The 22,390-nt window shown below is 59.3% G+C and carries 16 protein-coding genes and 3 pseudogenes; 17 read left to right on the top strand and 2 right to left on the bottom strand.

What is annotated here, in order from left to right:
* Positions 1-58 precede the first annotated feature (58 nt).
* From ccoG to V5279_RS35650, 7 genes and pseudogenes are all read left to right on the top strand, one after another.
* Positions 59-1,516 (top strand): cytochrome c oxidase accessory protein CcoG, encoded by a 1,458-nt coding sequence (gene ccoG, locus V5279_RS35680; RefSeq protein WP_338691679.1) that lies wholly within the window; start codon positions 59-61, stop codon positions 1,514-1,516.
* 15 nt (positions 1,517-1,531) lie between these two features.
* Positions 1,532-2,032, top strand: coding sequence for a FixH family protein (locus V5279_RS35675; RefSeq protein ID WP_338691678.1), 501 nt, complete (start codon positions 1,532-1,534; stop codon positions 2,030-2,032).
* 11 nt (positions 2,033-2,043) lie between these two features.
* Positions 2,044-4,230 (top strand): heavy metal translocating P-type ATPase, encoded by a 2,187-nt coding sequence (locus V5279_RS35670; protein ID WP_338691677.1) that lies wholly within the window; start codon positions 2,044-2,046, stop codon positions 4,228-4,230.
* On the top strand, positions 4,230-4,397 hold the full coding sequence (ccoS, locus tag V5279_RS35665) for a cbb3-type cytochrome oxidase assembly protein CcoS (RefSeq protein ID WP_338691676.1): 168 nt from the start codon (positions 4,230-4,232) through the stop codon (positions 4,395-4,397). The genes V5279_RS35670 and ccoS overlap by 1 nt, the downstream gene beginning before the upstream one ends.
* Positions 4,398-5,475: 1,078 nt before the next feature.
* Positions 5,476-6,271, top strand: a pseudogene (locus tag V5279_RS35660) (metal-dependent phosphohydrolase).
* A 1,000-nt stretch (positions 6,272-7,271) separates the two neighbouring features.
* Positions 7,272-7,706 carry a universal stress protein gene (locus tag V5279_RS35655; protein ID WP_338691675.1) on the top strand — a complete coding sequence of 145 codons (435 nt, stop codon included), beginning with the start codon at positions 7,272-7,274 and terminating at the stop codon, positions 7,704-7,706.
* A gap of 254 nt (positions 7,707-7,960) precedes the next feature.
* The gene (locus tag V5279_RS35650) at positions 7,961-8,926 is read left to right on the top strand and encodes an IS481 family transposase (RefSeq protein WP_338691674.1); all 966 of its coding nucleotides are present in this window, start codon (positions 7,961-7,963) and stop codon (positions 8,924-8,926) included.
* Between the two features lie 1,301 nt (positions 8,927-10,227).
* Here V5279_RS35650 and V5279_RS35645 read toward each other — a convergent pair.
* Positions 10,228-10,665: pseudogene (locus tag V5279_RS35645) on the bottom strand (transposase); the annotation flags it as partial.
* Positions 10,653-11,145: pseudogene (locus V5279_RS35640) on the bottom strand (FAD-binding protein); the annotation flags it as partial. The pseudogenes V5279_RS35645 and V5279_RS35640, both read right to left, overlap by 13 nt.
* A gap of 154 nt (positions 11,146-11,299) precedes the next feature.
* Here V5279_RS35640 and V5279_RS35635 point away from each other — a divergent pair.
* From V5279_RS35635 to V5279_RS35590, 10 genes are all read left to right on the top strand, one after another.
* On the top strand, positions 11,300-11,620 hold the full coding sequence (locus tag V5279_RS35635) for a helix-turn-helix transcriptional regulator (protein WP_338691673.1): 321 nt from the start codon (positions 11,300-11,302) through the stop codon (positions 11,618-11,620).
* Positions 11,620-13,635 (top strand): hydrogenase 4 subunit B, encoded by a 2,016-nt coding sequence (gene hyfB / locus V5279_RS35630; protein ID WP_338691672.1) that lies wholly within the window; start codon positions 11,620-11,622, stop codon positions 13,633-13,635. The genes V5279_RS35635 and hyfB overlap by 1 nt, the downstream gene beginning before the upstream one ends.
* Complete coding sequence (locus V5279_RS35625; RefSeq protein WP_338691671.1) at positions 13,626-14,582, top strand: respiratory chain complex I subunit 1 family protein; 957 nt, start codon at positions 13,626-13,628, stop codon at positions 14,580-14,582. The genes hyfB and V5279_RS35625 overlap by 10 nt, the downstream gene beginning before the upstream one ends.
* Complete coding sequence (locus tag V5279_RS35620) at positions 14,582-15,250, top strand: hydrogenase-4 component E (RefSeq protein ID WP_338691670.1); 669 nt, start codon at positions 14,582-14,584, stop codon at positions 15,248-15,250. Before V5279_RS35625 ends, V5279_RS35620 begins: the two co-directional genes overlap by 1 nt.
* Positions 15,247-16,698, top strand: coding sequence for a hydrogenase 4 subunit F (locus tag V5279_RS35615; protein ID WP_338691669.1), 1,452 nt, complete (start codon positions 15,247-15,249; stop codon positions 16,696-16,698). The genes V5279_RS35620 and V5279_RS35615 overlap by 4 nt, the downstream gene beginning before the upstream one ends.
* An 18-nt stretch (positions 16,699-16,716) precedes the next feature.
* Complete coding sequence (locus V5279_RS35610; RefSeq protein ID WP_338691668.1) at positions 16,717-18,228, top strand: NADH-quinone oxidoreductase subunit C; 1,512 nt, start codon at positions 16,717-16,719, stop codon at positions 18,226-18,228.
* A 12-nt stretch (positions 18,229-18,240) separates the two neighbouring features.
* Positions 18,241-18,774 carry an NADH-quinone oxidoreductase subunit NuoB gene (locus tag V5279_RS35605; RefSeq protein ID WP_338691667.1) on the top strand — a complete coding sequence of 178 codons (534 nt, stop codon included), beginning with the start codon at positions 18,241-18,243 and terminating at the stop codon, positions 18,772-18,774.
* Between the two features lie 701 nt (positions 18,775-19,475).
* Complete coding sequence (locus V5279_RS35600) at positions 19,476-20,231, top strand: class I SAM-dependent methyltransferase (RefSeq protein ID WP_338691666.1); 756 nt, start codon at positions 19,476-19,478, stop codon at positions 20,229-20,231.
* 22 nt (positions 20,232-20,253) lie between these two features.
* Positions 20,254-21,852, top strand: a complete 1,599-nt coding sequence (locus tag V5279_RS35595) for a phosphoenolpyruvate carboxykinase (RefSeq protein ID WP_338691665.1) — start codon at positions 20,254-20,256, stop codon at positions 21,850-21,852.
* A gap of 79 nt (positions 21,853-21,931) precedes the next feature.
* On the top strand, positions 21,932-22,309 hold the full coding sequence (locus V5279_RS35590) for a DUF983 domain-containing protein (protein ID WP_338691664.1): 378 nt from the start codon (positions 21,932-21,934) through the stop codon (positions 22,307-22,309).
* Positions 22,310-22,390: the final 81 nt, after the last annotated feature.

The following is a 22,390-nucleotide window of genomic DNA, read 5'->3' as shown; positions in this document are numbered from 1 at the left end:
AAATCCGAGCCCTGCGCGGGGCTGTAGGCTTGAACAGGAGCCTCATTCGAGCAGACCCATGAACAAGCCCGTGTCGCCTGATGAATTCATAACCGACGAAGACGGGCCGCTCTACGCGGCGCGCAAGAAGGTGTATCCGCAGAGCGTCTCGGGTCGGTTCCGTTCGATCAAATGGCGGCTGATGGCCGTCTGTCTCGGCGTCTACTACCTGCTGCCCTTCGTACGCTGGCATCGGGGCCTCGGTGCGCCCAACCAGGCGGTGCTGATCGATTTTCCAAACCGCCGCTTCTATTTTTTCTTCATCGAGCTGTGGCCACAGGAAGTCTACTACTTCACCGGCCTTCTGGTGCTCGCAGCGTTGATCTTGTTCCTGATGAATGCGCTCGGCGGCCGGATCTGGTGCGGTTATCTCTGCCCGCAGACGGTCTGGACCGATCTGTTCTACGCCGTCGAGCGCCTGGTTGAAGGCGACCGCCGCGCACAAATGAAGGCCGACGCCGGGCCGATGACCGTAAAGCGCGCTGGTCGCCGTGTGTTAAAGCACGCGATCTGGCTGATGATCGCGTGGTGGACCGGCGGAGCCTGGGTGCTCTACTTCGCTGATGCGCCGACCCTGGTACGCGATCTGGCGACCTTTCAGGCCCCGGCGATCGCCTATATGTGGATCGCGAGCCTGACCGCGTCGACCTATTTTCTGGCCGGCTACATGCGCGAGCAGGTCTGCGTCTATATGTGCCCGTGGCCGCGGATCCAGGCCGCGTTGACCGACGAATGGGCGCTCAACGTCACCTATAAATATGATCGCGGCGATCCGCGTTGCTCAGTGAAGAAGGCGTTTGACATCCGCGCGCTTGGCGAGAAGGCAGGCGATTGCATCGATTGCAACCAGTGCGTGGCGGTTTGTCCGACCGGTATCGACATCCGCGATGGTGCCCAGCTCGACTGTATCCAGTGCGGCCTCTGTATCGATGCCTGTGACGCAGTCATGACAAAGGTCGGCCGCAAGGCCGGCCTGATCGGCTACGACAACGACATCAATATCCAGCACCGTCTCGCCGGCAAGAAAGAGATCTTCAAGCCCGTTCGTGCACGGACGGTCGTCTATGCCAGCCTGATCACCGTGGTCTGCGCGGTGATGCTCTACGCTCTGATGTCGCGGACCCTGCTCGACGTCAACGTGCTGCACGACCGCAATCCGGTCGCGGTCCGTCTCAGCGACGGAGGAATCCGCAACGGGTACACGTTGCGCCTCCTCAACAAGCGCGGCTTTGACCGTGTGATCGCAATCGATGTCGACGGTCCGCCCGATGCAAAGCTGCACGTCATCGGCGCGGACTCTGTAACACCGGATCGGCCGATGATCGTCCTTGCGCGCGACACTACCACCGAGTTGCGAGTGCTGGTGACGGCGCCGATCGATGAAAAGGCAGAGAAGTCCGTGCCGATCACATTCCGTATCACTGACATTGGTCTCGGAGAAGTCGCCTCCGCGACCGACCATTTTGTTCTTCCATAACGACGGATTGTCACCATGGCAGCCTCGAGTACAGCCGCTCGCCCCATCACCGGACGTTTCGTCCTGGTCACGACGATCGCGTTCTTTGCGGTCGTGATCAGCGTGAACATGGTCATGATGCGCTTTGCCATCACGACGCTGTCGGGAACCGAGGTCGACAGCGCTTATAGCGCCAGCCTCGCCTATCAGCGCGAGATCGTGGCGGCGAGGCAGCAGAACGAGCGCGACTGGCAGGTACAGGCGCACATTGATCGACGGCCTGATGGCGCCGCCGCAATCGTCCTCGAGGCACATGACCACGCCGGCGCACCTCTGATGGGGATGAAGTTTCTGGCTCGGCTCGAGCGGCCGATCGATCGTCGCGCCGATCGATCAATCGAGGTCAGTGAGGCCGGCTTTGGAAGCTATCGTGGTCGCGTCGACGGCGTCGCGGCAGGGCAGTGGGATCTTGTGATCGAAGGCGATGCCGACGGCCACCGCATGTTCCTGTCCAGAAATCGTGTTCTGCTGAACTGAGGGCGATCCGCATGCAAGCCGATATCGATTTTTCCCATTATCTGAAGAACGCGGGCACCGGGATCGTCCATCTCGATCTCGCGGTCGAGGGCATCAATTGTGCGGGCTGCATGGCCAAGATCGAGCGCAGTCTGACCAACATACCGGACGTCACCTTGGCCCGCGTGAATCTGACCGACAGCCGCCTTGCGCTGGAATGGAAGGCTGGCGCGCTCGATCCGTCGCTATTTGTGAATCGGCTCGCGGAGCTCGGCTACAAGGCCTATCCATTCGAACGGGACGATGCCGAAACACGGGAAGGGCAGCGGGCGCAGGGCTTGTTGCGCAGGTTGGGCGTCGCCGCTTTTGCCGCGATGAACGTGATGATGCTGTCGATTCCCGTGTGGTCTGGCAATGTTTCCGACATGCTGCCGGAGCAGCGCGACTTCTTCCACTGGCTGTCGGCGCTGATCGTGCTGCCGGCGGCGGCCTATTCGGCGCAGCCGTTCTTCTCGTCGGCGTTGTCAGCCCTGCGAGCGCGCGGTGTCAACATGGATGTGCCGATCAGCATCGGTATCGTGCTCGCGCTGGCAACCTCGGTGATCGAGACCGTCAATCACGCCGATCATGCATATTTCGATGCCGCGATTATGTTGATCGCATTTCTGCTTGCGGGCCGGTACCTCGATCAGAACATGCGGCGGCGCACCCGCGCGTTTGCCGGAAACCTGGCGGCCCTGAAGGCGGAAACTGCGACGAAGTTCGTCAGCCCAACGGAGATCAGAACCGTTCCGGCGGCCGCGATCCGGCCGGGCGATATCGTGTTGCTACGACCCGGCGAACGCTGCGCGGTGGACGGCAACGTGATCGAGGGCCGCTCCGAAGTCGATCAGAGCCTGATCACCGGCGAAACCTTGCCGGCGATGGTCGCGCCCGGCAGCGCGGTGTTCGCCGGCACGCTGCTGCGTTCCGGCACGTTGCGCGTCCGTGCGTCGGCAGCCTCGGGCGGCACGCTGCTGGACGAGATTTCCGGCCTGCTCGAGCACGCGCTGCAGGCGCGCTCGCGCTATCTGCGTCTGGCCGAGCGCGCGTCAAGGCTCTACGCTCCGGTCGTGCACGCGACCGCGCTCCTGACGATGCTCGGCTGGCTGGCGTATGGCGCCAGCTTTCATGATTCGATCGTGACGGCGATTGCAGTCCTGATCATCACTTGCCCCTGCGGGTTGGGCCTTGCCATTCCGGCGGTGCAGACCGTGGCGTCCGGCGCGCTGTTCGGTTCAGGCGTGTTGCTCAACGCCGGCGATGCGATCGAGCGGATCGCCGAGATTGACCGGGTGATCTTCGACAAGACGGGAACCCTGACTCAGCCGGAGCTCGATGTGGCCAATCTCTCGGACATTCCCGACGATGTCGTGAGGCTCGCCGGCCGGCTGGCGCTTGCGAGCCGGCACCCGGTCGCTGCCGCGGTGGCGCGCAAGGCGGGCGCGGCCTCACCACTGCCTGATATTCAGGAAGAGCCGGGCCAGGGCGTCCACGGCTTTCACGAGGGGCGTCCGATCCGGCTGGGCCGCCCGTCATTCTGCGGCGCCAATGACCTCGCCAACGAAATCCTGTGCCACGATCCGGAAGCATCCGTCGTCGCATTCAGCCATGGCGAGACCAGATACGCTTTCGCGGTTCGGCAACGGTTGCGGCCAGACGCCGCCGATGTGGTGGCTGGTTTGGCGCGCATGGGCTTCGCCGTCGAGATCGTGTCGGGGGACCGTGAGCCTGCGGTTCGGCTGGCGGCCCAGATGCTTGGCGTGCATGAATGGCGCGCCGAGGTCTCTCCAGTCGACAAGATCACCCGGATCGAGGAATTGGCACGCCAGGGCTGCAAGGTGCTGATGGTCGGTGACGGCCTGAACGATGCTCCGGCGCTGGCTACGGCGCACGCCTCGATGTCGCCCGTCACGGCCACGCATGTCAGCCAGGCGGTCGCGGACGCTGTTTTCCTTGGTGAACGCCTCGCGCCGGTGCTGGCAGCCGTCAGGGTGTCCCGCAAGGCACTTCGGCTGATGCGGCAGAATCTCTGGCTCGCTGTGATCTACAATGTGCTGGCTGTGCCGATCGCGATCGCCGGCCTGGTTACACCACTGATCGCCGCAGCGGCCATGTCAGGCTCCTCGGTGATCGTGATGCTCAATGCGCTGCGAGCGCGAACGAGGGAGGCAGTCTAATGGAAATTCTGGTTATTCTGGTGCCGCTGGCGCTCGCGCTCGGCTTTGCCGGCCTACTCGGCTTTCTCTGGTCACTCAAGAGCGGCCAGTATGACGATCTCGATGGCGCGGCCTGGCGCGCCATCGCCGACGATGAGCCCGTCCGCGGTCAGGGCCGATCCAAGTAGTGGAAATGCATCAGTGATACGGCTGATGCGACGGTCAGCGCCGTGCAGGCTAGCGCCAGCGCGAGTGTCCAGTCGATCCACCGCGACCGCGAAACACGCGAAGAGAAGAGCAGGGTCGACACCAGCCGGTTGATGGAACCGAACCGCGCCATCATCAGCAACAACACATGGGCAGCGCGTCGGGCTGCCAATAGCGCCAATGCGTCGCCGACACTGCGACGGGTTGCATGGTCGCTGCATCGAGCCATCCGCCGGCCTGCCGAATGCAGGGGAAGCCGAGCGGATGTTGATCGTCATCGATTACTGCGAGCTCGATCGCGCAGCCGAACGGGGCAGACGCAATGGCGTGCCATCCTAGAAACGTCAGTCGTCCAATCAATGAAGCGAAAAGCCGACGCATGTTGTAAATTACTCCGCTCAAGCATTGATCCTCGCATGGTCGCTCGCTTGAACGGTTGACGCAGCACAACTTCCTAGCCGAAAAGGAGTCCAGCAACTGAGGCGGTCTCTCATTGAGAGTGGCCCCAGCAACCTTGGGGGCCTGTGTAGGGGGCAGGCAGTGCTGGGGCCGTCTACCAACCCGTTCGGAGCAGGCGGCCCAGGTGGTCAGACGAAGAAAGCGAATGCAGTAAGGGCGACCGGGCAAACTCCCAGCACGACAACGCCGATGCAAAAAACAATCTCTCGCATAGAGCTCACCCCGGTCTAGAGAATGCAAGGAGCGCAAATTGCAGTTATGCGGACGCTGGTGGTTGGGCTAGCCCGAATCGAGCAATCCTCCGGCACTTGCTGGATCAGCACACGGCTTAGCTTTCGTCTGAGCAAAATTGCTCACTTTTCCTCCCTTGCAGGGGGGCGCCCGCCTGCATCATAAGGATGACATTTGGGTCAGCACGGAAAGTGCGATTGTGACGCAACCGGCTATCGTTATCCCGTCCCATTTCATTCCGTGAACGCTGAAGCTGTTGCCGCGCTGCTCATTGATTTGGATCAAGAACGAATAGCGTCCAATGGAAATTGATGGGGCCAAACCGGTTTTGACTATGACGCGAACCACAGCCGGACCGGAGAGGTGCCGATGATCACGATTCCGCAACTGACCGCACAAGCCCTGGGTTCGTTCCTATCGCGAGAAACAGAGGGCCAGTTCCGCTCCTCCCACTCCGATCTGGCGAAACTGTTGGGAATAGCGATGCACTTTACCACGACATCGAGCATACCATGCTCGTGATGCTCGTTGGGCATGACATCCTGGCTGGGCGGGCGCTGCAGCGGACCGTCACGGCCGACGATTATGCGAACTTCATTCTGGCCTGCCTCAGCCACGACATCGGATATATCCGCGGCATCGTCCAGGGCGACGAAGATGATGCCTATGTTGCGGACCTCAAGGGCCGGAAGGTTCGGTTGCCGGTTGGGTCGTCAGATGCCGCGCTCGCGCCTTACCATGTTGACCGCTCAAAGTTGTTCGTGATTGAGCGGCTCGACGCCGTGGAGGAAGTCGACGCGTACACGCGCTTTCCCTATACAACGACACCAAAGGCCGACACAGACGATCTCACCGAAGAGGAAGGGGTGCTGTTGCGCGCCGCCGATCTGATCGGCCAGCTCGGCGACCCAAATTACATGCGGAAGTCGAATGCGCTGTTCTACGAGTTCGAGGAGATCGGGCTGAACAAGACATTGGGGGTACGCTACGCCCGCCGATATCGTTTATAAATTCCCGCAATTCTACTGGACCAACGTCGCACCGCAGATCCGGCTTGCGATCCGCTATCTGAACATCACGTCCCGTGGCCGGCAATGGATCGCCAATGCACAGCAATGTGTTTCGGGCAGAACGCGAATTGAACTTGTCGGGGCCGCAGAGATAGCAGTTCGAACTAAGCGTTCCTCAAATGAGTCCGCCGTACATCCACCCCGTTAGCCCAAATTGCTGTTTGCCAATGACTGCTTCGCGATCACTCCACAACCGCGCATTCCCGCGATAGCCTCAGGGGCTGTTTGAACCCTCCACGCGTTCATAATTCGTGAGTTATGTTTACCCTTGATAGGCTCATGGTGCCCGAATCGATAAGGTCGCGTGTGGCCGAATTCGACATCCAATGGATGCCACGTTTCGCATCTCGCCGTCACGCGACGTATTTTTTTGGCCGCTCGGCAACGCAATGACACGCGACGGTTCGAGCCGAGTTGACACGGTTCAAAAAGGCGTTAGTCAGCCCGACCTTCCAGCTTTTTCACGACACATCGGCGCCGCTGCTTGAACCCGCCGCCGTTGGTGCTGCACTTCGTCGAGCTACTGCTCGTCGGATTCTAGGCCTCGCCCGCAGGCGGTCGCAGCGATCGGTGTTGTTCGCGAAGTGCCATAATTTGTTAGGTTTCTGTGGGCCTCGCGACTCCGCGATGTCTCCGGGAGGGAGAGACATGACGAGGCGTTGGTAGAACGCGACTCGACAGTAATGCTGCTCCATCTTGTTTGCCGTGTCCCTTAATAAGCCTTGCGTTGTGTCGGGAACCAGACACTATGGCCGCTTGGGGCCCACACCTTACCCTCTGTTGGGAGGTCGGAATGAATTCCTTCTTGCACGACGAAAACTAGCGCTTTACCGCAAGCTGATCGCGGAAAGCGAAAGCGATCCGTGACGGGTTGAGGACTGGCATGCAATGCCGCTGACGTTGCTTGCCGAGGAAATGGCGAAAGCGAAGCAGTTACCACGCTTGCCTGACGCGCGTGAGCCGCTCCCCATGTGTGGACATCTGTTCGCGCCACGATGGGCCGATAGATTGATCTATCTCAAGGACGTATCCGAAACGCGGGCCCAGCTTTACATTCGGAAGGCAGCGATACGTCCAGACAATCGGGAGTGAAGCATGTACCGGCATATTCTCATTCCGACAGATGGGTCGGAGCTTGCGGAGCATGGGGTGGCGCAGGGGTTGGCGCTGGCGAAATCCCTTGGAGCCAAAGTATCTGTAATCTTCGTTGTGGAACCGCTTTCAGAAATGAGAAGAGGGTCTCCGTTCCTTGAAACACTCGCAAAATATGCTGAGCTGCGCCAGGAACAGGCCACCAGCGTGTTGGATCGCGCGGCAAATGCGGCCAGGGAGGCTGGTGTTTCCTGCAAGACAATTCAAGTGGAGAACGGGCAACCTCATCAAGCCATTATCGCAGCAGCCGAGGACAGAGGCTGCGATCTCATTGTTATGTCATCGCATGGGCGCAGCGAACTTTCCGCGCTTCTAATCGGCAGTGTGACAAACAAGGTGCTGACGCATGCGAAAACCCCCGTATTGGTTTGTCAATGAATGTGCAGACCGCTCGATGGGTCAACTAAACGCGCCGGAGATAATGCCCGGTAGTGGATGTTCACGGCCTGCCCCGCTGCTTGCTTCGTTCTCGTAAGGGTCACCGCCGTCCCGCACTCCTTTCCGAAAGAAAGAGCAGTGTGAGGGGTGGCACTCGTCCCGTCCGCCGGGATGACCCCAAATGTCAAAAGTGCTAGGTGTTTAGTCCCGAGCTTTGATGGTGCATTCTTATCGCACGATTCGAAGGATGCGCTATGGGACAGGTTTTACACGGCTGCGCCACCACGACGGAGGCAATCCGTCGAGCAATACATAATAGTCAAGAGAGCCTGAGAGCGCTCGCCAGGCGCTACGGGATCAACCAAAAGACCGTCGGGAAGTGGAAGGGTCGCGAGGCAGTCGCCGATCTCCCGACAGGCCCAACGGAAGCCAAATCGACCGTGCTTTCCATCGAGGAGGAGGCGATCATTGTTGCTTTCCGGCGGCATACGCTATTGCCGCTCGACGATTGCCTCTATGCGCTTCAGCCGACCATCCCACATCTGACGCGATCATCCCTGCATCGCTGTCTCCAGCGCCACGGCATCAGTCGATTGCCGGAGGTCGAAGGCAGTAAGCCTCCGAAGAAAAAGTTCAAGGCTTATCCGATCGGCTATTTCCACATCGACATTGCTGAGCTCCAGACCGCTGAAGGCAAGCTCTATCTCTACGTCGCCATCGATCGCACCAGCAAGTTCGCCTTCGTGCAACTGGTCAGGAAGACGGGAAGGACCTCCGCCTCCGCCTTCCTCGAAGCTCTGATCGCGGCTGTGCCCTACAAGATCCATACGGTTCTCACCGACAATGGGATCCAGTTCACCTTCTTGCCGCGCTACGCGGACGGCCCGACGGCAAGATACGTGACACATATGTTCGATATGCGCTGCCAAGAGAATGGCATCGAACATCGGCTGACCAAGATCAAGCATCCCTGGACTAATGGGCAGGTCGAGCGCATGAACCGCACGATCAAGGAAGCGACCGTCCAACGCTATCATTACGACCGACACGATCAGCTCGAAGCACACCTTGCCGACTTCATTAACGCTTACAACTACGCTCGGCGGCTGAAGACCCTGAAGGGCCTCACGCCCTACGAATACATCTGCAAAGCCTGGACAAAAGAGCCCGAACGATTCACCCTCAATCCGCTCCAGCAAATGCCGGGACTAAACACCTAGGGCATCGAGACACTTGCTTCTCGCCCCGGGCTGGCGGCGTTACTTGTTTCGCGGCACTCGCCGTCTTGCCGCGCCAGAGCGTCACCATGGCAGGAGCCGTGATGGACACGCGCCCTGGGAAACAGGCAGACGGGGAGATGATTCCGCCTCGCCCTTTCGAGGCCGTGACTGCAGGGATTGACGATCGTAGCGGACCGGGGTGGGTCCCTAAAATCGCTCACCACTAGCCTCCAAGTCAGAACAGACTTGGCAGAAGGTGGAGTAATCCGGACGCGGTGGCAATCAAAGGCGCCGAGCCGCTCACGCGCGGCCCACAAAGGATGGATCAGTGGTAGGTCGAATAGGGAGTAGTCAGGCCGATGTTCCACTCTCTCCAATGGGTCGGATGAACCAGCACGGGTCGATTTGAATCGGCCTTGACCCATCCGCCGAGAACTCGGCAACAGGGAAAAATAAGCGAGTGCAGGCCGTCCGAGTCCACTACGGCCAATTCCAGAATGCGGTTAAAGGGCGCGGTTTCAATCTGGTGCCAAATCATAAAGGATAAACTAGGCCATCGGTGCCGACAGAACTTGACCACGATCAAAAATCCCAAGCCCGAAGCGGGTGGCTACCGACCGACGTTCTGTGTCCTAATTTTCCTCTTCGAGGCGTCGGCTATTGGGCCAAAGCGACAATTGTCGCGGCGCAGCGTCATGTCCGGAGTTGTGGGTAGATTGGGAGTGATTGCTCGACTGTCAAATCGACGGGAGTGACCTGAAGCAGGCATCATCGTTCCGGTACACCGGATAAGCGTATGCCCTCATAGAGACGTTCGCGCCCCGAAGGATTTTAGCTCGGCATTGGCCCGCAGTCGTTGGATGATAAAGGTCGGATCAAGCGCAAGTCCATCCTGGGCCGCTTCTCGTGCTTTCGCCCAGCGAGCCCTGAAGTGCCAGCGCGGCGGCGCGATGGAAATGCGCAAGCAGATAATTATAGTTGTCTTTCAGGCCATTCCTGAGCCATCAACCGCTTCGTCACGGGCACCGAGCTGAATCCTGGCAAAGCCGACAAATGCCTTCCAATAACCGGCGATCCGCTCGTTCCTTCGCTGCCCACTTGTAGTATAATGTACCACTGCGCCAACATGTGCGATGCTGACGGAAGGCGAGGTGTTTTCGTCGGCTTCTGGCCCAGGCCGTGTGAAAATCGTGTAACCTGCGGCGCACTGGTGCATTTCGCGGCCGCCGAGCTTCTAATTCGGTGGAAGCGACCTCAAGGAACTTCACGTAGGCGCGGACTTGGTAGCGCGGACGTCGGCCTCACGCCCGCATCGCCTCCAGCAATCCGCCTACGCCCAGGATCATCATCACGCGCTTCATGTTGTAGGCGAGCACGTTGAGCGCCATCTCGGCGGCCACCTTTGGCAGCTTTTTCGTGAGAAAGTGCGTTGCTCCCATCCAACACTTCAACGTGCCGAACGGATGCTCCACTGTCCGGCGGCGGACACCCATTGCATTGGGGTTGTGGTCGAGCCGATCCTGAACGTTTTCCAGAACGGCCTCATGCTCCCAGCGTGAGATGCGGCGCTCGGGGCCTGTCGTGCACTGAACTCTGAGCGCGCAGGTTTTGCAGTTGCTTGTCCAATAGCGGCGCAGTGTCTTTCCGTCCTCTACGTTCGTGTAGTGATAAGTTAATCGCTCGCCGGCGGGACAGCGATAAACATCTTCGGCGGCGACATAGACGACTCGGCTCCGACCCGCAGGGCTTGGCCATATAGCGTGTGGATCAAAGCGTGCCCCGTTCGATCCGCCGCTGCGCAAGCGCGGGGTCCGGCTTCTTGCCGAAGTCACTCATGTGACCGCCGAACGGCCTCTGATAGATCCTTCCATCGTCGGTGCGGGAGAAGGGCATCCCCGCATTCTCCAGTTCGATGACGGTCGGGACGGCCTGTCGGCACATATATTCGATGGCGTCCTGGTCGCCGAGCCAGTCGGACCCTTTGACCGTGTCGTACATATGCCATTGCCAACTGTCTTCGCCGAGGTTGCCGAGACTGGCGGCAATGCCGCCCTGGGCCGCGACCGTATGGCTGCGTGTCGGAAACACTTTTGTGATGCAGGCAGTCGTCAAGCCAGCTTCGACGGCACCTTGGGTGGCGCGTAAACCGCCCCCCCGGCGCCGACGACAACCACATCAAACGTACGGTCGATGAATTCGTAGGCGCGTGTCGAACTCACGTTGTCCCTCGACTCACTAGGATTGGATGCCGACAACTCGCGGGATACTTAGATTAGATGTTTTAAATATCACTAATTGACAATACAACATGACTAGTTAGGATACAAGGATGATGTTTGGTGCTCGTTCGAATCCGGGTATCGGGTCAATCCGATGATCACAGCGGCTCAATTGCGGGCGGCCAGGGTGCTCCTCGGCATCGATCAGCGCCGGCTCGCAGAACTGTCCGGGCTTTCGGTGCCAACCATCCAGCGTATGGAGGCTAGTGAGGCAATGGTTCGGGGCAACGTCAATTCACTAGTGAAGCTGATTACAGCTCTCAACGCCGCCGGCATTGAGTTGATAGACGAAGGGGCAGTCAGTAGCACCGATGGGCGCGGGGTGCGGCTAAAACTCAATGCCGGATCAGCAAATATCTATTTGGACAATCAGATAGAAAACAGAGCGTCAAGCGGGACGAAGGCGCGCACGTAATGTCAGCTGTCGTTTTGCAAATGCTGTGTGTTGCTGGATTGCTTGGATCGGCAGTTCTGGCGATTGTTCTGAGTCGCTTAAAGATTGCCACGACCATCATGTATTGCGCGACGTTGACCGCGTCTGCGATCGCATTGTTTGGGTCCATCCACTGGTTGCTTGGCGGCACGGCGAACACCACCGATCTGACCCTCCCGATCGGATTGCCATGGCTTGGCGCCCATTTCCGCCTCGACCCGCTGACCTCGTTTTTCCTTGTTGTTGTCAATCTCGGAGGAACTGCGGCAAGCCTTTACGGTCTCGGCTACGGTCACCACGAGCCGGTGCCGCACCGTGTGCTTCCCTTTTTCCCCGCATTTCTGGCCGGCATGAATCTCGTGGTGCTGGCGGATGATGCGTTTTCCTATCTACTGTGCTGGGAATTCATGTCGCTGGTCTCTTGGGCGCTGGTGATGGCGCACCACCGTGAAGCGGGCAACGCAAAGGCCGGCTACGTCTACCTGGTGATGGCAAGCTTCGGCACGCTCGCACTTCTGCTGGCCTTTGGCTTGCTCGCGGGACCGGCGGGCGATTACGGATTTACCGCCATTCGCGCGGCTCAACATCCGCCCTACGTGGCCACGCTGGTGTTGATCCTGATGTTACTCGGAGCCGGTTCAAAGGCCGGCCTGGTGCCATTGCATGTCTGGCTGCCGCTCGCTCATCCCGCTGCTCCGAGCCACGTTTCGGCGCTGATGAGCGGCGTCATGACCAAGGTCGCGATTTATGGCTTTATTCGCGTTGTGTTCGATCTGCTGGGACCGCCATCGTGGCCGGCAAGTGTGGTCATCCTCATTCTTGGCGGCATCACAGCTGTCATGGGGATTTTGTACGCCATGATGGAAAGCGATCTCAAACGCTTGCTCGCTTACAGCACAATCGAAAATGTCGGCGTCATCTTCGCGAGCCTCGGCCTTGCATTGGCCTTCCAGGCCAACGGGCTGAAACTACTGGCAGCGCTCGCCTTCACCGCGGCGTTGTTTCACGTTCTCAATCATTCCTTCTTCAAGAGTCTGCTCTTCTTTGGCGCTGGTGCCGTCCTGACCGCGACAGGCGAACGGGACATGGAAAAATTGGGAGGCCTCATTCACCGGATGCCTTTTACGAGCTTCGTCGTTCTCGTGGGCTGTGTCGCGATCTCGGCGCTTCCGCCCTTCAACGGTTTCGTCTCGGAATGGCTCATGTTCCAGGCCGTGCTGCAGAGTCCGGAATTGCCGCAATGGGCGCTGAAGATCACTGTGCCTGCGGTCGGCGCGCTATTGGCGTTGGCTGCTGCGTTGGCAGCGGCGTGTTTCGTCAAGGCATACGGCGTGACCTTTCTCGGGCGGCCGCGCAGCCTAGCGGCGGAAACCGCGGGGGAAGTCGACCGTTACTCGCTTTCGGCAATGTTCATCCTCGCCGCGCTCTGCTTGCTGGCCGGAATTCTGCCAGGGCTGGTGATCGACGCGCTTTCGCCGATCACGCTGCAGATTCTCGGTGGCCGCATGCCGATCCAGGTCAACGAGCCCTGGCTTTCGATTGCGCCGATCGCAGAGAGCCGGAGCTCGTATAACGGACTGCTGGTGATGGTATTCATCACGATATCCGCATCGCTGGCCGTCTATTTCATCCATCGCTTCGCCTCGCACGCGCTGAGACGGGGCCCGGCCTGGGGCTGCGGCTTTTCCGAACCGACACCCGCGGCCCAATATTCGGCCGGAAGCTTCGCCCAGCCCATTCGCCGCGTTTTCGGTACGCTCGTGTTCCGTGCCCGCGATCATGTCGAGATGCCGGCCCCCGGAGATATTAGGCCGGCGCGGCTGCGAATCGAATTGCACGATCTGATCTGGGAGAGAATGTATGAGCCGGTTGCGGGCGTGATTGACTTCTCCGCCGGTAAACTCAATCGCCTGCAGTTCCTGACCATACGGCGGTATCTCAGCCTGGTCTTTGTCACCCTCGTCACACTCCTGCTGGTCCTCGCGATATGGTCATGATGTCGGACATTCTAGTGCAAGGCCTGCAGATGCTTCTTGTGCTGCTGCTGGCGCCACTGCTGACCGGCTTTGTGCGCAAGATGAAGGCCCGCCTGGTGCGTCGCCAGGGAGCGTCGGTCGTTCAACCGTATCGGGATCTCCTGCGATTGCTCCGCAAGGAAGTGGTGCTGGCGGACAACGCCTCCTGGCTGTTCCGCGTGACGCCCTATGTGACCTTTGCCGCGATCTGGGTTGCCGCCGCTCTGGTGCCGACCTTCGCCACGGGCCTCCTCTTCAACTGGACGGCGGACCTGATTGCCATCGTGGCGCTGCTCGGAAGTGCACGCTTCTTCCTTGCGCTCGCCGGAATGGACGTCGGCACCAGTTTTGGCGGCATCGGCTCCAGCCGCGAGGTCATGATTGCGGCGCTTGCGGAGCCGGCGATGCTGCTGTTTGTATTTTGCATGGCGCTGGTTGCCGGCTCGACTCAACTTACGACGGTCGCAAATTTCATGGCCTCGTCCTATGTCGGCTTACGGGTATCGCTGGGAATGGCGATGATAGCGCTCATCATGGTGGCGCTCGCGGAAAACGCGCGAATTCCGGTCGACAATCCCGCCACGCACCTGGAGCTCACCATGGTGCACGAAGCGATGGTTCTCGAATATTCAGGTCGTCACCTCGCGATGATCGAATTCGGCGCCTTCCTCAAGCTATTGCTCTATATCTCGCTGATCGCATGCGTGTTTCTACCTTGGAAGATGGCAGCCTTCGGTGCCGGCCCCTTGTCCTACGCCATCGGCGCCGGCGCCTACCTCGTCAAGCTCGCGGCTGCCGGCTTCTTCCTCGCACTGTTCGAGACCGCCACGGCAAAGATGCGAGTTTTTCGCGTTCCGCAATTTCTCGGCGCGGCCCTCATGCTGGGCCTGCTCGGCACCCTCCTTCTATTCGTGTCAAAGAGCTTCTGATGCAGTTGCACAGCCTCGACTTCGACATCTCGCATATGCTCGCAGGGGGGCTCGTCCTGATCAGCTTCTTGATGCTGTACCAGGACAGGCTCTATTCGCTGCTCAATGTGTTTGCGCTGCACGCCCTCGTGTTGGCGCTTTCCGTCGCTTGGCAGGCCTTCGTGCAGAACGCACCTCATCTTTACGTAACCGCGGCAATTGCGCTTGTGTTCAAGGCAATCGTCATTCCCGTCGCGCTTCACCGCATCGTCAAGCAGCTTGGCATTCACCGCGACATCGAGTCGGCCGTGGGGATTGGCCCGACCATGCTGGCCGGGATGGGACTGGTCGCCCTCTCCATGGTGCTGATGCTGCGGGTGACCGCGGACGCCGACCCCTTGGCGCGCGAGGATCTGGCCTTCGCGCTATCGGTGGTGTTGCTTGGGCTTCTGGTCATGGTGACACGCCGCAATGCCGTCAGTCAGGTCGTCGGATTTATGTCACTTGAGAACGGATTGGTCTTGGCGGCTACCGGCGCCAAGGGCATGCCGCTCGTCGTCGAGATCAGCGTAGCCTTCTCGATCCTGATCGCTTTCATCGTCATCGGCATATTCTTATTTCGAATCCGTGAACGCTTCGATTCTGTTGATGTCTCCGCACTCGACGACTACCGGGGCGAACGGCGATGAACGTGCAGTCCTTCGACCCGGTGGCTGCCGTCCTTCTGATCCCGATCGGCTCAGCCGCGTTGCTGGCTGTATTGCCTGGCTACCGGCTGACGGCGCAATTGAACGTCGTCGCGAGCTTGGCGACATTTCTTTCCGCCCTCTCGCTGTTCGTCATCGAACGTCCGCAGCCGGGGCCGTACGTTCTTGTTGACGATCTGAACATCGTCTTCATCGTGCTCAACACCTTCGTGGGTTTTACGACCAGTATCTTCAGCGCCAGTTACATCGCTCACGAGCTGGAAACTGGCCGGTTAACACCGGCCTATCTGCGCTTTTACCATGCCATGTATCAGACCATGATGTTCGGCATGAATCTCGCCTTCGTGTCGAACAACATCGGTCTGATGTGGGTCGCGGTGGAGATCGCCACGCTGACCACGGTGCTGATGGTCGGCATCTATCGTACCCACGCAGCTCTGGAAGCGGCATGGAAATATTTCATTCTGGGTAGCGTCGGAATAGCGTTCGCCCTGTTCGGCACGATCTTGGTCTACATGGCAGCGCGTCCGGTCGTGGGCGAGGGCCAGGACGGCATGGTCTGGACCCTGCTGATCGAACATGCTGCGAACTTCGATCCTGCTCTTCTCAACGTCGCTTTCGTGTTCCTGTTTCTCGGCTATGGGACCAAAGTCGGTCTGGCGCCGCTGCACGCCTGGCTGCCCGACGCTCACGCCGAAGGCCCGACTCCAATATCGGCGGTATTGTCGGGCCTGCTGCTGAACGTCGCGCTCTATGCTCTCTTGCGTTTCAAGATACTGCTTGCCGCAAATCCGGCGGCAATTGCTCCTGGGCCCCTGATGGTAACGATGGGCCTGCTTTCACTCGTGTTCGCGGCGTTCATGCTCTACCGCCGACGCGACATCAAACGCCTGTTCGCCTATTCCTCGATCGAACACATGGGTATCATCGTCTTTGCGTTCGGGATGGGCGGACCGCTGGCCAATTTCGCCGGGCTTCTACATATGGTGATGCACAGCCTCACCAAGTCGGCGATCTTCTTCGCTGTCGGCCACATCTCTCAGATCAAGGGAACGCAGCGGATCAGTAGGATCCGGGGCCTGACCGTGACCCATCCGGCGCTCGGCTGGGGTCTGGTGATGGGCGTCGTCGCGATCGCCGGCTTGCCGCCGCTGGGCATCTTCATGAGCGAATTCCTGGTTGTAAGCTCGACCTTCGTACGTCAGCCGCTACTCGCGATTGTACTGGTGTTCGGGCTGTTGCTGGCGCTCGGCGCATTGACGTTGCGCCTAACGAGCGTCGCCTTCGGCGAGCCTCGCGGCAGCACCAAGTCAGCCGAGGCTTCCTATGTGCCGATGTTTGCGCATCTTTCACTGGTTCTGATGGCAGGCATCTATCTTCCCGCGCCGCTTGTCGTCTGGTTCCAGCACGTAGCTCGCCTTTTGGGATAGTTCGGGGATTAGCCTGATATGCCATCGCTGATCGATCTCATGCTTGAGGGCCGCCAGGTCCAGCAACACAGCCCGTGGCCGCGGGTTACAGTTGATGCTTCGGTTTGGACATTTGCGGCAAGCGAACTGGCACACGGACGGTGGAGCCTTCTTGGCCTTTGGGGAGAACCCTCAGCGGTGCACATGGCCATCATGGATGGGCATACGGCAGAAATCGGCACCATCAGCCTGGATTGTCCTGATCACCGCTATCCTTCAGTCGGCAAGCATCACCCGCCGGCGCTTCGATTGGAGCGCACCGTCAACGATCTGTTCGGATTGTCAGCGGAAGGCTTGCCGGATACTCGCCCGTGGCTTGATCACAACCGTTGGGGCGTACGCTTCCCGTTGGGAAACCGTATCATCGCGTTGTCGCAGGCGTCGCCTTATCACTTCCTGCCGGTGGAGGGGGACGGCCTGCATCAAATCGCTGTCGGTCCGGTGCACGCAGGAATTATCGAGCCCGGACATTTTCGGTTTACGGCGAGCGGTGAGACCGTCGTCCGGCTGGAACAGCGGCTTGGATATACCCACAAGGGTATTGAGGGTCTCATGACTGGAGCCAATCTTGAACGGGCTGTCCAGCTCGCCGGGCGCGTGTCAGGCGACAGCACAGTTGCCTATGCCTTTGCATTTTCGCGGGCGGCCGAAGCAGCCTTGGAGCTTGCCGTGCCTGATCGGGCGGTTTGGCTGCGGGCGTTGCTTGCTGAACTGGAACGGCTTGCCAATCATCTCGGCGACATCGGCGCAATCTGCAACGACGCCTCCTTTGCGCTGATGCACGCTCTTTGCAGCGTGTTGCGAGAGAACATTCTGCGCGCGTCCCATACCGCATTCGGTCATCGATTGATGCGGGATGTTATCGTGCCCGGTGGCGTGACTCGTGACCTCAGCGATAAAGGGAAAAAAGTCATCCAGGCGACGCTGGATACCATTCGCTTGCGGTTTCCTGCTTTAGTCGAGCTCTACGACAATACTGCATCGCTGCAGGATCGTACGGTCAATACGGGTGTGCTCAAACCGGCACTGGCAAAACAATATGCCGCTGGAGGCTACACAGGCCGGGCATCCGGTCGGTCCTTCGACGCGCGAAGCACACTTGGGTATCCGCCGTATGACGCACTGCGCTTCGAAGTACCGGTCCTGAACGACGGCGATGTCAACGCACGCGTCTGGATTCGCGTGCGCGAGGTAGAGCAGTCACTTTTGCTGATCGACCAGATATTGGACCGGCTTCCCGATGGCCCGTTAGGAACACATGCGGGGCATAGGCGGGAGGCGCGGGAGGGCATGGCGATCGTCGAGGGATTTCGCGGTGACATCCTGGTTTGGCTCCGCCTGCGGGACGGGCGCGTCGAACGATGTCACATGCGCGACCCGTCGTGGTTTCAATGGCCGCTTCTTGAAGCTGCAATCGAGGGCAATATCGTTGCGGATTTTCCGCTCTGCAATAAATCGTTCAACTGCTCCTATTCGGGCCAAGATCTCTAAGGAACGTACAGGATGCGCAAGCTGCTTTTTGAAAGTCTGTTTCGCCGGCCATTCACAGAGCAAGCGCCGTCTTCGAACGACGCCGCAGTATACGAAATCGCAGCAGCGGTTGGTCGCGCTGCGCGGCGGCGTCTCGGCCGAAGTCTCTCGATCCGCGAGGTCGACGCCGGATCTTGCAATGGATGCGAGCTCGAGATCCACGCGCTCAACAACGCCTACTACGATGTGGAGCGCTTCGGCCTCCGGTTCGTTGCTTCGCCGCGCCATGCCGACGTACTGATGGTGACCGGGCCAGTGACCAAGAACATGCGCGAAGCGCTGGAGCGTACCTACGATGCGGTTCCCAATCCGAAATGGGTTGTCGCTGTGGGTGATTGCGCCCGGGACGGTGGGTGTTTTGCCGGCAGCTATGCGGTGGTTGGAGGGGTCTCGCAAGTCCTTCCGGTCGACCTTCATATTCCCGGTTGCCCGCCACCGCCCGTTACGATCCTGCAGGGACTTCTCGCCCTGCTCGATCGGACGGCCAAAAGCGCCACGCCCACTTGAGGCTTCGAGGACGAGTTCGGCTCTTCCAAGCCGGTTTGATCGCAGGGTGCGTTCAAACCGCAATCGTCTTTGCGACGACGCCGTTGGTGATCCTTTTTGCTCAGTATCGAGACGATGATACTGGCGCGTCTGGCCGCGATCCAAACTTGTCAGTGGTCTCGTTGCTGCCATTGATCTACGTCATGCTCGCTGCGGGGGTGGCTATGACGAAGCACCGCTATCTTACGTGGACGAGCACTCGAATTCGCCGCGCATCGCGCCTTATCTCACCGACCCAGCCTGATCGCACGACCGGAACGCTTGCCATCTGTTTCTTTTATGCGTCCATTGGTTGCGCATCGTTTGCCCTGCAGCCGCCTCCCGCCATTCTGGTAGCTATGAACTGGCATCTCGGCCCCCACGCGGCGGCGCCCCTGCTGTGGTCGGCACTAATGAGCGTCTGCGTGGCCAGTTTCGGAGCAAACGCGCATGCCGCCGTCGACGCGTATCCATTTGACAGCTAATTGGCGCTGGCAAATTTTCGCTTTCGACGGAACGGGATGCGCCCATACGTCGACCTCTGCCGCTCCTCATCGCCGAATCCCGGATCCGCACAGTTCGCGATCCCGGAGATGCGACTCGACTCAACTCTGATCGTTGGCTATACAAATATGGAAGATCGTTACTGATGTCAGATACATCATAATTAACGAGAGCCTGCGTTGAAGATCCTCGGCAGATACAAAGGCAAGCTGGGCGAAATCGAAATCTGGGAAAGCGAGTCGACGGGCGACCGTCTGTATCGCGAAGGCGAGCTTTTCCAGAGCCAAAGCTCAGCGTCCGGGGAGAGCCGCCTTCCATACGTGAAGATGATGGAAGCGTTCCTAAGCGACGCGAAAAGTATACTGCTTCTAGGATGTGGCGGAGGCAACCTCGCGACGATGCTGGCACGCCAAGGCAAGTGCGTGACCATCGTCGACCACCACGTACTCAGCTTCGAACTCGCTGAGCGCTTTTTCGGTTTGCCAAAGGCAATTCCCTGCGTCGTCGCGGATTTTAAGGACTATCTCTTGGCCGAAACGCGTAGTTTCGACGGTATAGCGATCGACGTCGGCGGGCCCGGATTTTGTTTCGAGGAACAGTTCGATCCGGCAACCTGCCATTCGATCACGGCACGGCTGAAACCTAGCGGACGCGCAATCCTGAACATGCTTGTCGCGACCGATTTCGACGCGGCGCCTGACTTGATCGGCGGCGATCTGTCCGAAGGCCACATGGCTTCATGGATATTCGACCAGCCGGGTCGCCTACACCGAAATGTCGTCATCGCCTGCCTGCCAAGGGTGCGTCGGGCCGCCAATCGGCGCTATATGGCGAAGTTTTCCAAAACGGTCGGCTGTGGTTGGGCGTTGCGGCGCCCACGCCGGCCCTCGCAGGAAAGTGGTGCTGTCGTCGTCGACATAGCATGCACGTCCTAATTCGCGCCCAGGGAGAAACGAGATGTTGGAACAAGGCACACGTAACCCGGAATTCGGGGCGGACAAATTTGGGTTCAGAGAGCTCAAAGGGATCAAGTGGAATTTTCTTGAACCCGAACTGTACGAGTGCGCCCTCAAGGATGGTGAAGCGCAACTCACGTCGGGTGGGGCGTTGTGTGCAGAGACCGGCGTGCACACCGGCCGCAGCCCAAAGGACAAGTATATTGTCTGTGACAACCAGACGGAGGAAACCATCTGGTGGGAAAACAACGGCAAGATGACCCCTGCGCAGTTTGCGCGCCTATACCAGGATTTCGTTGCTCACTCTGCCGGTAAGACGTTGTATGCTCAGGATCTGCGCGCCGGCGCTGATCCGGAATTCGGGATGCGGACGCGCGTTTTCACTGAGCTTGCCTGGCACTCGCTTTTCATACGCACCCTATTGATCAGGCCCAACCGCAGCGAACTCGCGACGTTCGCTCCTGAGCTCACGATCTATTCCTGCCCAAGCTTCAGGGCGGATCCCAAGCGCCATGGCGTTCGCAGCAATACGGTGATCGCGATCGATTTTTCGCGAAAGATCGTCTTGATAGGCGGAAGTTCGTATGCCGGCGAGATCAAGAAGGCTGTTTTTACGACGTTGAACTACTTTCTTCCAGCTCAAAACGTCATGCCGATGCATTGTTCGGCAAACGTCGGTCCGCAGGGCGATGCGGCCATCTTCTTCGGTTTGTCGGGAACCGGCAAAACAACTTTGTCTGCTGATCCGGAGCGCACGCTGATCGGTGACGACGAGCACGGCTGGGGCTCCAAAGGCATCTTCAATTTCGAGGTTGGTTGCTACGCGAAGGCAATCAAGCTGAGTGCTGAAGCCGAGCCGGCTATTTATGCAACCACCCAGCGCTTCGGAACGATCTTGGAAAACGTCGTCTTCGATCCGGCTACCCGTGTCTGCGATTTCGACGATGGATCGAAGACCGAGAATACGCGCGCTGCTTACCCGATGCACTTCATCCCCAACGCCTCGAAGACGGGGCGCGCCGGGCACCCGAAGAATCTTGTCATGCTGACCGCGGACGCCTTCGGCGTAATGCCTCCGATTGCCAAGCTGACCGCGGCGGAAGCCATGTTTCACTTCCTGTCGGGGTACACCGCCAAGGTTGCTGGAACGGAAAAGGGTGTGGTCGAGCCCGAAGCGACCTTTTCGACCTGCTTTGGTGCCCCATTCATGCCCCGGCAGCCCTCAGTCTACGGCGATCTGCTGCGGTCGCTCATTGCAGAGCACAACGTAAACTGCTGGCTGGTGAACACCGGTTGGACCGGGGGAAGTTATGGAGTCGGCCAACGGATGCCCATCAAGGTGACCCGTGCTCTGCTGACGGCCGCACTCGACGGCACGCTCAACGACGGCGAATTCTACACCGACAAGAATTTCGGCTTTCAAGTACCCGCGTCGGTCAAGGGCGTCGACGGCCGTATCTTGAAACCCCGGGAGACATGGAGCGACAAGGAGGCGTACGACGCGGCTGCGACGAAGCTTGTCCAGATGTTCCAGGATAATTTTGCGAAGTTCAAAAGCGACTTCCAAGCGGGCGTCATGGCAGTCGCGAAGTCAACGTAAGTTCGAACGGAACGATCGAATGTTTTAGCCGATCAATCTCCAGGGGCGCTGCTCGGTCGCCTCAAGCCGGAAAACTCGGATGTCCGTGAGCGATTCACATTTGCCCGTGCGCATCTGGCCAGCAATCGTTCGAGTTGTAGCCGGAAAGTGTCCCGCGTACAGTCGGGGAAAGCTGTTCCGGAGCTATCTGGACCAGGTGGAAAACTGCTCCCCCTGTGGTGAGCACTTCGGCAAAATTCATGCTGACGACGGGCCAGCATGGCTGACAATCATCATTGTCGGCCATTTGGTGGTGCCGTCAGTATTGTATGCCGAGACAGTCTTTCGCTGGCCGCTTTGGGTGAGCATAACAGTCTGGCCGCTGACGGCGGTGGCGTTAACATTGGCTCTTCTGCCACGTGCAAAGGCGATTTTCATCGCCGCTATCTGGGCGATGAAGGCTCCAGGTTTCGAATGATGTGGCTAAAAGCACATAATTCGTCGCAATCGTGTTCCGGGGAGGGAAGGTCGAGCAGCGTATTCGCGGTTTCTACACTGC

The sequence above is a fragment of the Bradyrhizobium sp. 26S5 genome (assembly GCF_036923295.1).
In the GTDB taxonomy this organism is placed as follows: domain Bacteria; phylum Pseudomonadota; class Alphaproteobacteria; order Rhizobiales; family Xanthobacteraceae; genus Bradyrhizobium; species Bradyrhizobium septentrionale.
The sequence above is the reverse complement of the archived record's forward strand: the minus strand, read 5'-3'. Positions and strand labels throughout refer to the sequence as shown.

Bases quoted from the DNA above. Each gene is read 5' to 3' on its own strand.
- V5279_RS35615 (WP_338691669.1), top strand. From the start codon at position 15,247: ATGAACGTGCAGTCCTTCGACCCGGTGGCTGCCGTCCTTCTGATCCCG.
- ccoG (WP_338691679.1), top strand. From the start codon at position 59: ATGAACAAGCCCGTGTCGCCTGATGAATTCATAACCGACGAAGACGGG.
- V5279_RS35655 (WP_338691675.1), top strand. From the start codon at position 7,272: ATGTACCGGCATATTCTCATTCCGACAGATGGGTCGGAGCTTGCGGAG.
- V5279_RS35650 (WP_338691674.1), top strand. From the start codon at position 7,961: ATGGGACAGGTTTTACACGGCTGCGCCACCACGACGGAGGCAATCCGT.
- V5279_RS35620 (WP_338691670.1), top strand. From the start codon at position 14,582: ATGCAGTTGCACAGCCTCGACTTCGACATCTCGCATATGCTCGCAGGG.
- V5279_RS35595 (WP_338691665.1), top strand. From the start codon at position 20,254: ATGTTGGAACAAGGCACACGTAACCCGGAATTCGGGGCGGACAAATTT.
- V5279_RS35670 (WP_338691677.1), top strand. From the start codon at position 2,044: ATGCAAGCCGATATCGATTTTTCCCATTATCTGAAGAACGCGGGCACC.
- ccoS (WP_338691676.1), top strand. From the start codon at position 4,230: ATGGAAATTCTGGTTATTCTGGTGCCGCTGGCGCTCGCGCTCGGCTTT.
- V5279_RS35635 (WP_338691673.1), top strand. From the start codon at position 11,300: ATGATCACAGCGGCTCAATTGCGGGCGGCCAGGGTGCTCCTCGGCATC.
- V5279_RS35625 (WP_338691671.1), top strand. From the start codon at position 13,626: ATGGTCATGATGTCGGACATTCTAGTGCAAGGCCTGCAGATGCTTCTT.
- V5279_RS35610 (WP_338691668.1), top strand. From the start codon at position 16,717: ATGCCATCGCTGATCGATCTCATGCTTGAGGGCCGCCAGGTCCAGCAA.
- V5279_RS35675 (WP_338691678.1), top strand. From the start codon at position 1,532: ATGGCAGCCTCGAGTACAGCCGCTCGCCCCATCACCGGACGTTTCGTC.
- V5279_RS35605 (WP_338691667.1), top strand. From the start codon at position 18,241: ATGCGCAAGCTGCTTTTTGAAAGTCTGTTTCGCCGGCCATTCACAGAG.
- V5279_RS35590 (WP_338691664.1), top strand. From the start codon at position 21,932: ATGTCCGTGAGCGATTCACATTTGCCCGTGCGCATCTGGCCAGCAATC.
- hyfB (WP_338691672.1), top strand. From the start codon at position 11,620: ATGTCAGCTGTCGTTTTGCAAATGCTGTGTGTTGCTGGATTGCTTGGA.